We start from the raw sequence: 13,022 nt of genomic DNA, 5'->3' as shown, positions 1-13,022 counted from the left end.
CAAAAACGGCCCGCTTCACGCGGGCCGTTTCCGTCTCGGATCCGGTCAATCCGAATTTGGTTGCGGGGATAGGATTTGAACCTATGACCTTCAGGTTATGAGCCTGACGAGCTACCGGGCTGCTCCACCCCGCGTTAAACCTTTGCGCGCCTTCGGTTAAATCCTGGGGACGGTCGGTTGAGGGCCGGCGCTGGCCGCGCTGGCTTTTCGCTTCCGTCCCAAAGGCTTCCTTGGAAGGCGACCCCCGGGCAATGCCCGTCGGGTGCGGGGGGTATGTAACAAGGCGGGCTGCCTTTGGAAAGGGCTGCGGGAACGTTTTTTTCGACTTTGTGACAGGGGGATGGACGAGTTTCCGCGCCGTTCCGCGCGCTCTTGCCAGAAGTTCCACAAACGGCCAGCCTGCGGCAACAAGATTAAGGCCGAAAACGCCGGGGTGCCGTTCCGGGAGGCGAAGCGAACCTCGAGATTCCGGGTTCGCGCTTCGCGCGCCCCAGAATGACGGTAAACGGGGGGGAAACAACATTGACCGACACATTCGATTTCGTCGTCGTGGGCGCGGGCTCGGGCGGCTGCACCGTTGCGGGGCGGCTGTCGGAGGATGCGGGCACATCCGTCGCGCTGCTCGATGCAGGGGGACGCAACGACACCTGGCGGATCACGACGCCATTCGGGCTCGCGTTGCCCTACGCCGCGGCCAACTGGGCGTTCGATACCGTGCCGCAGAAGGGATTGAACGGCCGCATCGGCTATCAGCCGCGCGGCAAGGGCCTCGGTGGGTCCTCGGCGATCAACGCCATGGTCTATATCCGCGGCCACAAATGGGATTACGACCATTGGGCCGCGCTCGGCAATGCCGGCTGGTCGTATGCGGACGTGCTGCCCTATTTCAAACGTTCGGAAGACAACGCCGATTTCGACGGCGAATATCACGGCAAGGGCGGCCCGCTGCATGTCAACCGGCTGCGCTCGGACAATCCGATCCATGACGTCTTCCATCAGGCCGCGCGCGAGGCGCAGTTCCGCATCCGCGAGGACTTCAATGCCGAGGACCATGAAGGGCTCGGCAGCTACCAGGTGACCCAGCGGGGCGGCGAGCGCTGGAGCGCGGCGCGGGCTTATGTGGCTCCTCATCTCGGCAAGCGGCCGAATCTGCGGGTCGAGACGGGAGCGCAGGCAACGAAGATCCTGTTCGAAGCAGGGCGCGCCGTCGGCATCGAATATGTGCAGGGCGGGCAGACAAGGCAGCTGCGCGCCCGCCGCGAGGTGATCCTCGCCGCCGGCGCCTTCCAGTCGCCGCAGCTATTGATGCTGTCGGGCATTGGCGATGTCGATGCGCTTGCCGCCCACGGCATCGACGTCGTGCATCACCTGCCGGGCGTCGGGCGCAATCTGCAGGACCATCCGGACTTCGTGTTCGTCTACGCCTCCGACTATCCGCACTTCGTTCACGCCTCGATCAGTCGGTTGCCATCCCTGCTGCGCGGTATCCAGCGATATCGCCGCGAGCGGCGCGGCGTGATGACCACCAATTTCGCCGAATGCGGCGGCTTCCTGAAAACCCGGCCTGATCTCGACGTGCCTGATATCCAGTTCCACTTCGTCATCGCGATGCTCGACGATCACGGCCGCAAGAAGCACAAGGAGGCGGGCTTCTCATGCCATTTCTGTCTGCTCAGGCCGAAGAGCCGCGGCAGCATTTGGCTGAAGAGCGCCGATCCACTCGCAGCGCCGATGATCGACCCGAACTTTCTGGGCGAGGCGGAGGATCTCGAGGCGATGGTCGCCGGCTTCAAGACGACGCGGCGACTGATGGAGACACCTGCGATGCGGGCGCTGCAGAAGAAGGACATGTTCACATCCGACGTGAAGACGGACGAGGACATCCGCGCCATTCTGCGCGCGCGTGTCGACACCGTCTATCACCCCGTCGGCACCTGTAAGATGGGCACCGACGCGATGGCCGTGGTCGATCCGGCGTTGAAGGTGCATGGCATCGGAGGATTGCGCGTCGTCGACGCCTCGATCATGCCGACGCTGATCGGCGGCAACACCAATGCGCCGACCATCATGATCGGGGAGAAGGCGGCGGATATGATCCGTGGAGAGATGCGCTAAGTCGTTTTCCGTCATTGCGAGCGCAGCGAAGCAATCCAGAGTCTTTCCGCGGTGGGATTCTGGATTGCTTCGCTACGCTCGCAATGACGACGCGGATTGAGCGACGCGTGTACTCGCCGTCTCGAATCGCGGAGGCTCGCCCTCACCCGGAATTTGCTTTCGCAAATTCCGGCCTCTCCGCACGCGGGAAGAGGCGAAGACACGTTCAACTCAGCAAGAACCCGCCGTCCACGGTCACCACGCTGCCCGTCATGTAGCGCGACGCATTCGATGCCAGCAGCAGAATCGCGCCGTCGAGATCGGACTCGGCGCCGACGCGGCGTTGCGGGATGCGCTTGGCGAGGCGCTCGCCTGCCGGCGTCGACCAGAAGGCGTGGTTCATCTCGGTATCGATATAGCCGGGCGCAAGCGCGTTGATGCGGATGTTCTGGCCAGCGAGCTCGAGCGCCATCGCTTTCGTCGCCTGGATGATGCCGGCCTTGGAGATCGCGTAAGGCGAGAGCGCCTTCAAGACGCCGGTGCCGAGCACGGAGGCGATGTTGACGATGTTGCCCGGCTGCTTGCGCGCGATCATGCGCCGCGCCACTTCGGTTGCGAGGAAATAGGCGCCTTTGAGATTGGCACCGATCACGGCGTCCCAATCCGCCTCGGTCTGCTCGGTCGCGAGCTTCTCGATGGCGATGCCGGCATTGTTGATCAGCACGGTGACGGGGCCGAGCGCGGCCTCGGCGGCATCGACCGCCCTGGCGATCGAGGCGGTGTCGGTGACGTCGAGCGCGACCGCCGCGGCGCGGCCGCCCTTGCCGCGAATCTCCTCTTCCAGGCCCTTCAATTTGTCGGCCTGCCGCGCGGCGAGCGCCACGGCCGCACCATGCGCCGCCAGCACCCGGGCAAATTGCCGGCCGAGCCCCTGGCTCGCACCCGTGACGAGGATGGTTTCTTTACTGACGTCGAATAGGTCTGACATGACGCGTTCCTTGGACGGTTCCTTTAAGCTTTGGAGCCACCAATACAGACGATTTTAGCGATCTGAAACCGGAATGATCGGCTCGGCGTTCATTCGTTCCGTCGAGGCAGGGCTTTCGCGCATGAACAGTTTCGATCTCGCCGTCTATGCCGCGCTGGCAGTCGCGGTCGGCTTGGGGTTCAGGACCGGGCTGCTACGCAGCGCCATGACCATCCTCGCCTATCTGCTCGCCGCCCCGATCGCGGTGGCGCTGATGCCGCTGATCGCACCGCAGATCGCCGGCAATCCGAACTCGCCGCTGCTGCAGAACTGGATCTGGTTCTTCGCCATCTTCGTGGTCGTCGGCATGCTGTTCGGCCATATCGGCCGCATCGCGCTGAACGACACGATCGGCGAGGCCGGCCTCGGCGACCGGCTCGGCGGCGCGGCGCTCGGCGCCGTCAGGGTCGGCCTCGTCGCCACCACCTTGGTGCTGGTGTTCGATCAGATCGTGCCGACGAACCGCCAGCCGCCCTTCCTCGCCGGCTCGCATCTGCGGCCGCTGTTCTCGACCGCGGGCCAGATGGGCTTCAAGTCCCTGCCGCCGGAGGCTGCCGCCGCGATCGACCGCCTCAAGCAGGAGCGGCGGATCTGATCTGGCGCATTTGCATCGCTAGCCGCGAGGCGCATGCATTTTGGTGCGGGCCGATCCCTTATCAGCGGCATCACAGTTGGCTAATGTAGCCGCCGTCCAAAACCTGCCTGACATTTACGGGAGTGAAACAGTGGATCTTGGGATCAAAGGTCGCCGCGCCATCGTCTGTGCATCCAGCAAGGGCCTCGGGCGCGCCTGCGCCTTCTCGCTGGCGGAGGCCGGCGTTGACGTCACGCTGACCGCGCGCGGCGCTGATGCGCTGAAGAAGACCGCCGACGAGATCCGCAAGGCCTATCCCGACGTGACGGTCACCGAGATCGTCGGCGACATCACGACGCCGGCGGGCCGGGAGGCGGTGCTGAAGGCCTGCCCCGAGCCCGACATCCTGATCAACAATGCCGGCGGCCCGCCGCCCGGCGATTTCCGCAACTGGACCCGCGACGACTGGATCAAGGCGATCGACGCCAACATGCTGACCCCGATCGAGCTGATCAAGGCGACCGTCGACGGCATGATGGCGCGCAAGTTCGGCCGCATCGTCAACATCACCTCGGCCGCGGTGAAGGCGCCGATCGATATCCTCGGCCTCTCCAACGGAGCCCGCGCCGGCCTCACCGGCTTCATCGCCGGCCTGTCGCGCAAGACCGTCATCAACAACGTCACCATCAACGGCTTGCTGCCGGGCCCGTTCGAGACCGATCGCCTGACCAGCACCGCGAAGGGCGAAGCCGACAAGCGCGGTGTCACACCGCAGCAGATCCTGGCCGAGCGCGCCAAGCTCAACCCGGCGGGGCGCTTCGGTCAGCCCGACGAATTCGGCTATGCCTGCGCCTTCCTGTGCGGCGCCAAGGCCGGCTTCATCACCGGACAGAACATTCTGCTGGATGGTGGCGCGTTCCCGGGGACGCTGTAGTCGCGTTTGCAGATGTACTCCCTCGCCCCGTTCTTACGGGGGAGAGGGTTGGGGTGAGGGGCTCTCTCCGCAAGCACGGTGACAGTCGGACTCGCGGAGACTCCCCCTCACCCGGCGCTTCGCGCCCACCTCTCCCCGCAAGCGGGGCGAGGTAAAATCATCACCGCTGCTTGGTCGGCTCGTCCTCATCCTGCTGGCTCGGAGCGGAGGAATCGGCGGTGGTGCGCTCATCGGTCCAGTCGATGCCGAATTCGTCGAGCCCGTTCGCGAGCAGATCGCCCAGCATGGGCTCGCCGAGCAGATAGTGCACCGTTTCGCGGCGTGGGCTGCCATATTCACGGCGCGCCTCCGACGCGCGGGCGCGCAGATCGTCCCAGTCATCGATCGTGCCATCGCCGCGTCCGAGCCAGGTCAGCGCGACGAGATCGAGCTGCTCGTCCTCGTTCAAGGCGATCATGAAGCTTCCGAGCTCCTGGACGACAGGATCGGAGCCATCGTCGTCGAGGACGTCCATCATATCGTCGTCGGCCGCGTTCGAGCCGGAGTCCGGATCAGAAGCCCCCTCCTTGACGTCGAATTCGCGCGCCTTCTCGATGATAAAGGCGACCTTTTCCGCGGAAATCGCAAGCTCTGGCATGGCGTCCTCTTCGGCTAGCATCCAGTTCCCCGCGATAACGCCACATCACCTCAGATGATCCATTGCGCCCGATGGCAGAAAACGTGCATGTTCCAGCGCAAGAGCAAGAAAATGGGAGGCGGCGGATGCAGTGGAAGGTCGGCAAGGTCAGGATCACGAAATTCGTCGAAATGGAGACGGTCGGCTCGACCCGCTTCATCCTGCCGGCAGCCACCCATGACGAGATCCAGAAGCTGCCCTGGCTGATCCCGCATTTCGCCACCGACGAAGGCCGGCTGAAAATGTCGATCCACTCGCTGGTGGTGGAGACGCCGACGCGGCGGATCGTGGTGGACACCGGCCTCGGCAACGACAAGCAAGGCCGCGGCGTCCCCACCTGGAACAACCGCAGCACGCCGTTCTTGGAGACCATGACCGCGGCGGGGTTTCCGCCTGACAGCATCGACACCGTGCTGTGCACGCATCTTCACGTCGACCATGTCGGCTGGAATACGCGGCTGGTTGACGGCCGATGGGTGCCGACGTTCCCGAAGGCGCGCTACGTTTTCGGCAGGACCGAATATGAGCACTGGCGTGATTACACGGCCGAGCCGGACAAGGTCGCGGTGTTCAACGACTCCGTGAAGCCAGTGGTCAATGCCGGCCAGGCCGATCTGGTCCCGAGTGACCATCGGCTTTGCGAGGAGATCGAAATGATCCCGACCCCCGGTCACAGCCCGGGGCACATGAGCGTCCTGATCGAGTCCGATGGCGAGCAGGCGCTTCTGACCGGCGACGTTGCCCATCATCCCTGCCAGATGGCCCATCTCGACTGGTGCTCGACCGTGGATACCGATCCCGCGCGTTCGGCGGCAAGCCGGCACGCGGTGTTCTCGCGCTTTGCCGACACACCCACACTGGTGATCGGCGGTCATTATTCCGCCGGACATATCAAGCGAGACGGCGACGCATTCAGGTTCGTGGCGCTGGGGTGATGCCCGTTTTGGGCGGTTGAATTTCCCGCCGCCCTGTTCCATGAAGCAGTTAACCGATCGGTCCATTCCCAGGGAGAAACGAGAATGAAGCTTGTTCGTTATGGCGAGAAGGGTGCGGAAAAGCCCGGCCTGATCGACAGATCCGGCCAGTTGCGCGACCTGTCGGCGCATCTGAAGGACCTCACCGGCGAGGCCTATTCGCCTGAATCCCTGAAGAAGCTGGCCGCGCTCGATCCCGGCTCGCTGCCCGCCGTCTCCGGCAAGCCCCGGTTCGGCGCCCCCGTCACCGGTATCTCGAAATTCGTCGCGATCGGCCTCAACTATTCCGACCATGCCAAGGAGACCGGCGCCGAGATCCCGAGCGAGCCGATCATCTTCATGAAGGCCAATACCTCGCTGTCGGGCCCGAATGATCCCGTCGAGAAGCCGCGCGGCTCGACCAAGCTCGACTGGGAGGTCGAGATCGCCGCCATCATCGGCACCCGCGCCAAATACGTCTCGGAAGCCGACGCGCTGAACCACGTCGCCGGCTATTGCGTCTGCAACGACGTCTCCGAGCGCGCTTTCCAGATCGAGCGCCTGGGCCAGTGGACCAAGGGCAAGTCGCACGACACGTTCGGCCCGCTCGGGCCGTGGCTCGCCACCAAGGACGAGATCAAGGACGTGCAGGAACTGTCGATGTGGCTCGACGTCAACGGCCAGCGCCGCCAGACCGGCTCGACCAAGACCATGATCTTCTCGATGGCCAAGTGCATCTCCTATGTCTCGCAGTTCATGACGCTCCTGCCCGGCGACGTCATCACCACGGGCACCCGCCCGGCGTCGGCCTCGGCATGAAGCCGCCGACCTTCCTCAATGTCGGCGACGTCGTCACGCTCGGCATCGAGGGCCTCGGCGAGCAGCGCCAGGAGATCGTGGCGGCGTAAGCCTCCGCCCTCTCGCCGTCATTGCGAGCGAAGCGAAGCAATCCAGAATCCCTCCGCGGCAACACTCTGGATTGCTTCGTCGCTTCGCTCCTCGCAATGACGAAACAAAACGTTCATTTGTGGGATACTCTCCATGAAGCTCACCTTCTCCCCTGCCTCGCCCTTTGCCCGCAAGGTGCGCATCGCTGCGATCGAGCTCGGGCTGATCGACAAGATCGAGCTCGTGCCCGCGAGCGTCACGCCGGGCACCGCCAACGAGGATTATTCGAAGATCACGCCGCTGAAGAAGCTGCCGGTGCTGATCACCAATGACGGCGACGTGATCCTGGATTCCTATGTCATCGTCGAATATCTCAACGAGATCGCCGGCGGCAGCCTGATCCCGGATTACGGCCCGCGGCGCTGGAAAGCCAAGACCAATCACTCGCTGATCAACGGCATGCTCGATTCCATGCTGCTGTGCCGCTACGAGAAGATGGTGCGGCCGCAGGGCCTGCAATGGCAGGCCTGGTCGGACGACCACTGGAACAGGGCCTGGACCGGCATGGCGCGCTTCGAGAACATGCCTGACGTGCTGAACGGCCCGTTCGACATCTCGCAGATCGGCCTCGTTTGCGTGCTCGGCTATGCCGACTTCCGCTTCGCCGATTGCGGCTGGCGTAAGGCCTTTCCGAAGCTCGACGCATTCCACCAGAAGATGCTGGAGCGGCCCTCCGTCAAGATCTCGGTGCCGCCGGCCAGCTAAAGCGCGACCATCGTCGCGCTTTAGCTTGTTGTTTGAGCATGATCTTGTCGGAAAACCGCTGCACACTTTTCCGGATCATGCTGGTATCTCGGGAGTTCTCATGAGCCTCAAGTTCTCGGTCGGCGATCTCACCATCCATCGCATCATCGAGCAGGAGACCTCGTTCGTCCCGGCGCTGGAGATGCTGCCGGGACTGACGCCGGACGTGCTGGCCGAGAACCGGACCTGGATGCGCGAGTCGAAGGCGCTGGACGAAGAGGACGTGCTGCTGCTGTGCTTCCAATCCTACGTGGTGAAGACGCCGCATCACACCATTTTGGTCGATAGCTGCGTCGGTAACGACAAGCCGCGGCCCAATCGTCCGAAATGGAACATGAAGACGGACGATACCTACCTGCGGGGACTCGATGCCGCGGGGTTCTCGGTCGACGACATCGACTTCGTGATGTGCACGCATCTGCATGTCGATCATGTCGGCTGGAATACGCGTCTGGAGAACGGCCGCTGGGTGCCGACCTTCCCCAAGGCGCGCTATCTGTTCGCCAAGCAGGAGTTCGATCACTGGTCCGCGCAGAACGCGAAGACGGAGATTCCGCCCTTCGTCGACAGCGTGTTGCCGGTCGTCGAGGCCAACAGGCACGAGCTCGTCGGCAATGACCACGAAATCGGCGACCACGTCCGCATCCTGCCGACGCCGGGTCACACGCCCGGCCATATCGCCATCACGATGGGCCGCGGCAAGGACGATGCGGTGTTCTCCGGCGATCTCATGCACTCGCCGCTGCAGACGCTCTATCCGGAGCTGTCGATCAAGTTCGACGTCGATCCGGCCGCAGCCGCGAAGACGCGCCGCAGCTTCCTGGAACGCTATTGCGACACCGACACGCTGTGCTGCACCGCGCATTTCCCCTCGCCGTCGGTCGGGAAGATCAGGAGCAAGGGCAACGCGTTCGAATGTGTGGCGGTTTAGTCTGGCTGTCGTAGGGTGGGTTAGCTCTGCGGCTGCGCGAAGCGCAGACGCCGAGCGTAACCCACCACTTCTGCCTCCGCGGAGAATAAAGAGGTGGGTTACGCCGCGCGGCTTGCGCTTCGCGCAATCCCCGGGGCTAACCCACCCTACGATACTGCCCGTGTGGAGAATACCATGACCGCGCTCCCCGACATCCCCCTGCCCGCCGGCATCCGCTCGCGTCACGTCGAGGGCATCAACGGCTTGCGGATGCATGTGCTGGAGGCCGGATTCGAGACCAAAGGACGGCGCTGTATCCTCTTGCTGCACGGCTTTCCCGAGCTCGCCTTCTCCTGGCGCAAGGTGATGCCGGCGCTCAGCGCGGCCGGCTACCACGTGATCGCACCGGACCAGCGCGGCTACGGACGCACCACGGGATGGAGCGCGGAGTACGACGGCCCTCTCGCGCCGTTCTCGCTTCTCAATCTCGTGCGCGATGCGCTCGGCCTGGTGTCGGCGTTCGGCTACAGGCAGGTCGATGTGGTCGGACATGATTTTGGCAGCCCGGTCGCAGCCTGGTGCGCCTTGATCCGGCCCGACGTGTTTCGTTCGGTGACGATGATGAGCGCGCCGTTCGGCGGTCCGCCGCCGCTGCCGTTCGGCACGGTCGACAATCCGGCAAAGCCCGCGGTGGAAGACCCGGTGCATCGTGAGCTCGCCTCGCTGCCGCGGCCACGCAAGCACTATCAATGGTATTATTCGACACGGGAAGCCAATGCCGATATGCAGCAGGCACCGCAGGGCGTGCATGATTTCCTGCGCGCCTACTATCATCACAAGAGCGCGGACTGGACCGACAACAAGCCCTATCCGCTGCAAGCATGGTCGGCGCAGGAGCTGGCGAAGCTGCCGACCTATTACGTGATGGACTTGCACGAGACCATGGCCGAGACGGTCGCGAAGGAGATGCCCTCGCCGGCCGCGATCGCCGCGAACCAATGGCTGCGGGACAGCGACCTTGCCTATTACAGCGCCGAGTACAGCCGCACCGGATTTCAGGGCGGGCTGCAATGGTACCGCTACGGCACATCGGGCATGCTCAATGACGAGATGCAATTGCTTGCCGGCCGCAGCATCGATGTGCCCTCCTGCTTCATCTCGGGCAAGCAGGATTGGGGCACCTATCAACGGGCCGGCGCTTTCGAGACAATGCAGCGCAGCGCGTGCACGAAGATGCTCGGCTGCCATCTCGTCGACGGCGCCGGCCATTGGGTCCAGCAGGAGCAGCCGGCCGCGGTCAGCCGGTTGCTGCTCGACTTCCTCGCCAGAGCCGGCATGGCCTGATTTGACCGGGAACCACAATCTTCATCAAACAGCCGTTGCGAGATTCGGCCAGACTGCGCATCATCTTCGAGCAACCAGAGCGGGAGAAGCGCCGTGGCCGGATCGGAATGGAGTTTCAAGAGTGCGGGCGAATTGTCGGCCGCGTTGCGTGCGAAGAAGGTCTCGGTGGTCGAGCTCACGCAGGATTCGATTGCGCGTATCGAACGGCACGACGGCAGGATCAACGCGGTGTGCGTGCGCGATTTCGATCGCGCGCTCGTTGCGGCGCGCGAGGCGGATGCGGCGCTGGCGCGCGGCGAGCACAAGCCGCTGCTCGGCCTGCCCACGACGATCAAGGAATCCTTCAACATCGCAGGCCTGCCGACGACCTGGGGATTCGTGCCGCAGAAGGGCTTCAAGCCCGTGGAAGACGCGCTGGCGGTGACCCGCATCAAGCAGGCCGGCGGCGAGATCCTCGGCAAGACCAACGTGCCGGTCGGCCTCGGCGACTGGCAGAGCTACAACGACATCTACGGCACCACCAACAACCCCTACGATCTCGGCCGCACGCCGGGCGGTTCGTCCGGGGGATCGGCGGCAGCCCTCGCCGCAGGCTATTGCGCGCTCGCCACCGGCTCGGACATCGGCGGCTCCCTGCGTGTGCCGGCATTTCATTGCGGCGTGTTCGCGCACAAGCCGACCCTTAATCTCTGCGCGGCGCGCGGCGAGACCCCGCCGCCGTTTCCAGCCATTCCGCGCGAGGGCGACCTCGCCGTCATCGGGCCGATGGCGCGCACGGCGGCGGATCTGTCCTTGCTGCTCGACGTCATGGCGGGACCCGATCCTCTCGACATCGGTATCGCCTACAAGCTCGATTTGCCGGCTGCGCGGCATCAGTCGCTGCGGGATTTTCGTATCCTGGTGATCGACAGCCATCCTCTGCTGCCGAGCGACCGGGATGTCCGCAGCGCAATCGACAAGCTCGCAATCGATCTTGCGAAGGCCGGCGTCACCGTCGCACGCGAGAGCGCGCTGCTCCCGGACTTCGCGGAGACGTCCCGGCTTTACATGCGCATGCTGCTGGGTTTCCTCGGCGCGTTCCTACCTCCCGACGAGTTGGCGGATGCGCAGGCGCGGGCGAGCCAGCTCTCGCCGGAAGATCGCAGCCTCGGCGCGGAGCGACTGCGCGGCATCACCGCGAGCCACCGCGCCTGGGTCCTCGACGCAGGGACCCGCGCCGTGCTCCGCGCGCAATGGCGGGCGTTGTTCAAGAGCTTCGACGCGGTGATCTGCCCGATCATGCCGACGCCGGCCTTTCCGCACGATCATTCGCCGGAACAACGCCTGCGAACGATCAGCATCGACGGCAAGGATTACCCCTATTCCGACCAGCTCGCCTGGCCGGGCATCGCAACGCTTCCGGGCCTGCCGGCAACGGCCGTTCCGCTCGGCCTGTCGAAACACGGTCTGCCTGTCGGTGTGCAGATCGTCGGTCCCTTCCTCGAGGACAGGACGCCGCTCAAGCTCGCCGAGCTGATCGAGCGCGAGTTCGGCGGCTTCGTGCCGCCGAAGATGTTCGATGATTGATGCTTCGAAGTCCTGTAGCCCGGATGGAGCGAAGCGAAATCCGGGACAGCCGATCCGCGACAAAGATCCCGGATTGCGCTTCGCTCCATCCGGGCTACGAACTGTCATGCCCGGCTTGACCGGGCGATGACACCGTAACGGCCGCTAGCTATCGAACACGATCACGCTGCGCAGCGTCTTGCCTGCCTTCATGTTGGCAAAACCCTCGTTGATCTCGGAGAGCTTCAGCTTGGCCGAGATCCAGTCTTCCAGATGCAGCCGGCCGCGCAAATAGAAGTCGACTAGGCGCGGCATGTCGACCCGAAAGTGGTTCGAGCCCATCGAGGAGCCCTGGATCTTGCGCTCGCGCAGAAAGTCGAAGCCGTGCAGCTCGATCTTCTGCCCAAACGGGATCATGCCGACGATGGTGGCGGTGCCGCCGGAGGCGAGCATCGCAAAAGCCTGCTCGGCCGTCTCCTTGCGGCCGAGCACCTCGAAGGAATGATGCACGCCGCCATTGGTGAGGTCGCGGACCTGCTTCACGACATCGCCGTCGGCCGGGTTGATGATGTCGGTCGCGCCAAGCTTGGTCGCGAGCTGGAGTTTTGCGGGATTGGTATCGATGGCGATGATACGGCCGGCGCCGGCGATCTGCGCGCCGTTGATCGCGGCCATGCCGACGCCGCCGCAGCCGATCACCGCCACGGTCTCGCCGGCCGTCACCTTCGCCGTGTTCACCACCGCGCCATAGCCGGTGATGACACCGCAGCCGATCAGCGCGGCGAGATCGAGCGGCATGTCCTTGCGGATCTTCACAATGGCATTCTCGTGCACCAGCATCTGCTCGGCGAAGGAGGAGAGATTGAGGAACTGGTGCAGCTTCTCCGGCTTCGACCATTGCATCCGGTTGGAGACGCCCGGCAGCATCTTCACCGTCGCGTCGGTGCAGAGCACGGTGCGGCCGGTCGTGCAATTGTCGCAGGTGCCGCAGAAGACGGAGAGACATGTGACGACATGGTCGCCGGGCTTCACATAGGTGACATCGGAGCCGACCTGCTCGACCACGCCGGCGGATTCGTGTCCGAGCACTGCCGGCAGCGGATGCGGATAGAGCCCTTCCATGAAATGCAGGTCGGAGTGGCAGAGGCCGGCGACGGCGGTGCGGATCAGCACCTCGCGCGGTCCCGGCTTCGGCAGGCTGATGTCCTCGATGACGAGCGGCTGGTTGACTTCATAGAGGACGGCGGCCTTCATCGAACACTCCCTATCGCGC

General features: G+C 64.3%; 11 protein-coding genes, 1 tRNA gene and 1 pseudogene. 9 read left to right on the top strand and 4 right to left on the bottom strand.

Annotated elements, in window-relative coordinates:
• Positions 1–57 precede the first annotated feature (57 nt).
• Positions 58–134, bottom strand: a tRNA-Met gene (locus tag XF30_RS07195).
• A gap of 388 nt (positions 135–522) precedes the next feature.
• Between XF30_RS07195 and XF30_RS07190 the strand changes: the two genes are divergently transcribed.
• The gene (locus XF30_RS07190; RefSeq protein ID WP_192893060.1) at positions 523–2,115 is read left to right on the top strand and encodes a GMC family oxidoreductase; all 1,593 of its coding nucleotides are present in this window, start codon (positions 523–525) and stop codon (positions 2,113–2,115) included.
• Positions 2,116–2,320: 205 nt separating this feature from the next.
• On the opposite strand, the gene XF30_RS07180 is transcribed toward XF30_RS07190, so the two are convergent.
• Positions 2,321–3,082 carry an SDR family oxidoreductase gene (locus tag XF30_RS07180; protein WP_109142293.1) on the bottom strand — a complete coding sequence of 254 codons (762 nt, stop codon included), beginning with the start codon at positions 3,080–3,082 and terminating at the stop codon, positions 2,321–2,323.
• A 121-nt stretch (positions 3,083–3,203) separates the two neighbouring features.
• Between XF30_RS07180 and XF30_RS07175 the strand changes: the two genes are divergently transcribed.
• Both XF30_RS07175 and XF30_RS07170 read left to right on the top strand, forming a co-directional pair.
• Positions 3,204–3,716, top strand: coding sequence for a CvpA family protein (locus tag XF30_RS07175; RefSeq protein ID WP_036021099.1), 513 nt, complete (start codon positions 3,204–3,206; stop codon positions 3,714–3,716).
• 130 nt (positions 3,717–3,846) lie between these two features.
• On the top strand, positions 3,847–4,629 hold the full coding sequence (locus XF30_RS07170; RefSeq protein WP_035997153.1) for an SDR family oxidoreductase: 783 nt from the start codon (positions 3,847–3,849) through the stop codon (positions 4,627–4,629).
• A gap of 160 nt (positions 4,630–4,789) precedes the next feature.
• On the opposite strand, the gene XF30_RS07165 is transcribed toward XF30_RS07170, so the two are convergent.
• Positions 4,790–5,266 carry a DUF3775 domain-containing protein gene (locus XF30_RS07165; RefSeq protein WP_035997316.1) on the bottom strand — a complete coding sequence of 159 codons (477 nt, stop codon included), beginning with the start codon at positions 5,264–5,266 and terminating at the stop codon, positions 4,790–4,792.
• Between the two features lie 125 nt (positions 5,267–5,391).
• On the opposite strand from XF30_RS07165, the gene XF30_RS07160 reads away from it, so the two are divergent.
• From XF30_RS07160 to XF30_RS07135, 6 genes and pseudogenes are all read left to right on the top strand, one after another.
• A complete protein-coding gene (locus XF30_RS07160; protein ID WP_192893059.1) occupies positions 5,392–6,240 on the top strand; it encodes an MBL fold metallo-hydrolase in 849 nt (282 codons plus the stop codon).
• Positions 6,241–6,324: 84 nt separating this feature from the next.
• Positions 6,325–7,166: pseudogene (locus XF30_RS07155) on the top strand (fumarylacetoacetate hydrolase family protein).
• Positions 7,167–7,299: 133 nt separating this feature from the next.
• Entirely contained in the window at positions 7,300–7,911 is a 612-nt protein-coding gene (locus XF30_RS07150) for a glutathione S-transferase family protein (protein ID WP_109142291.1), read from the top strand.
• A 100-nt stretch (positions 7,912–8,011) separates the two neighbouring features.
• The gene (locus XF30_RS07145) at positions 8,012–8,881 is read left to right on the top strand and encodes an MBL fold metallo-hydrolase (RefSeq protein ID WP_109142290.1); all 870 of its coding nucleotides are present in this window, start codon (positions 8,012–8,014) and stop codon (positions 8,879–8,881) included.
• 174 nt (positions 8,882–9,055) lie between these two features.
• Positions 9,056–10,204, top strand: a complete 1,149-nt coding sequence (locus tag XF30_RS07140) for an alpha/beta hydrolase (RefSeq protein ID WP_109145606.1) — start codon at positions 9,056–9,058, stop codon at positions 10,202–10,204.
• Positions 10,205–10,297: 93 nt separating this feature from the next.
• Entirely contained in the window at positions 10,298–11,770 is a 1,473-nt protein-coding gene (locus tag XF30_RS07135; RefSeq protein WP_109142289.1) for an amidase, read from the top strand.
• A 144-nt stretch (positions 11,771–11,914) separates the two neighbouring features.
• On the opposite strand, the gene XF30_RS07130 is transcribed toward XF30_RS07135, so the two are convergent.
• On the bottom strand, positions 11,915–13,003 hold the full coding sequence (locus XF30_RS07130) for a Zn-dependent alcohol dehydrogenase (protein WP_035997137.1): 1,089 nt from the start codon (positions 13,001–13,003) through the stop codon (positions 11,915–11,917).
• Positions 13,004–13,022 lie beyond the last annotated feature (19 nt).

Origin of the sequence: Bradyrhizobium sp. SUTN9-2, from assembly GCF_003122645.1 — a bacterium.
Classification (GTDB): Bacteria; Pseudomonadota; Alphaproteobacteria; order Rhizobiales; family Xanthobacteraceae; genus Bradyrhizobium; species Bradyrhizobium yuanmingense.
This window is presented reverse-complemented; position numbering and strand designations above follow the sequence as displayed.

What these genes read in the sequence shown, in the direction of transcription:
- XF30_RS07180 (WP_109142293.1), bottom strand. Translation starts at nt 3,082, where the DNA reads ATGTCAGACCTATTCGACGTCAGTAAAGAAACCATCCTCGTCACGGGT.
- XF30_RS07175 (WP_036021099.1), top strand. Translation starts at nt 3,204, where the DNA reads ATGAACAGTTTCGATCTCGCCGTCTATGCCGCGCTGGCAGTCGCGGTC.
- XF30_RS07165 (WP_035997316.1), bottom strand. Translation starts at nt 5,266, where the DNA reads ATGCCAGAGCTTGCGATTTCCGCGGAAAAGGTCGCCTTTATCATCGAG.
- XF30_RS07160 (WP_192893059.1), top strand. Translation starts at nt 5,392, where the DNA reads ATGCAGTGGAAGGTCGGCAAGGTCAGGATCACGAAATTCGTCGAAATG.
- XF30_RS07150 (WP_109142291.1), top strand. Translation starts at nt 7,300, where the DNA reads ATGAAGCTCACCTTCTCCCCTGCCTCGCCCTTTGCCCGCAAGGTGCGC.
- XF30_RS07145 (WP_109142290.1), top strand. Translation starts at nt 8,012, where the DNA reads ATGAGCCTCAAGTTCTCGGTCGGCGATCTCACCATCCATCGCATCATC.
- XF30_RS07140 (WP_109145606.1), top strand. Translation starts at nt 9,056, where the DNA reads ATGACCGCGCTCCCCGACATCCCCCTGCCCGCCGGCATCCGCTCGCGT.
- XF30_RS07130 (WP_035997137.1), bottom strand. Translation starts at nt 13,003, where the DNA reads ATGAAGGCCGCCGTCCTCTATGAAGTCAACCAGCCGCTCGTCATCGAG.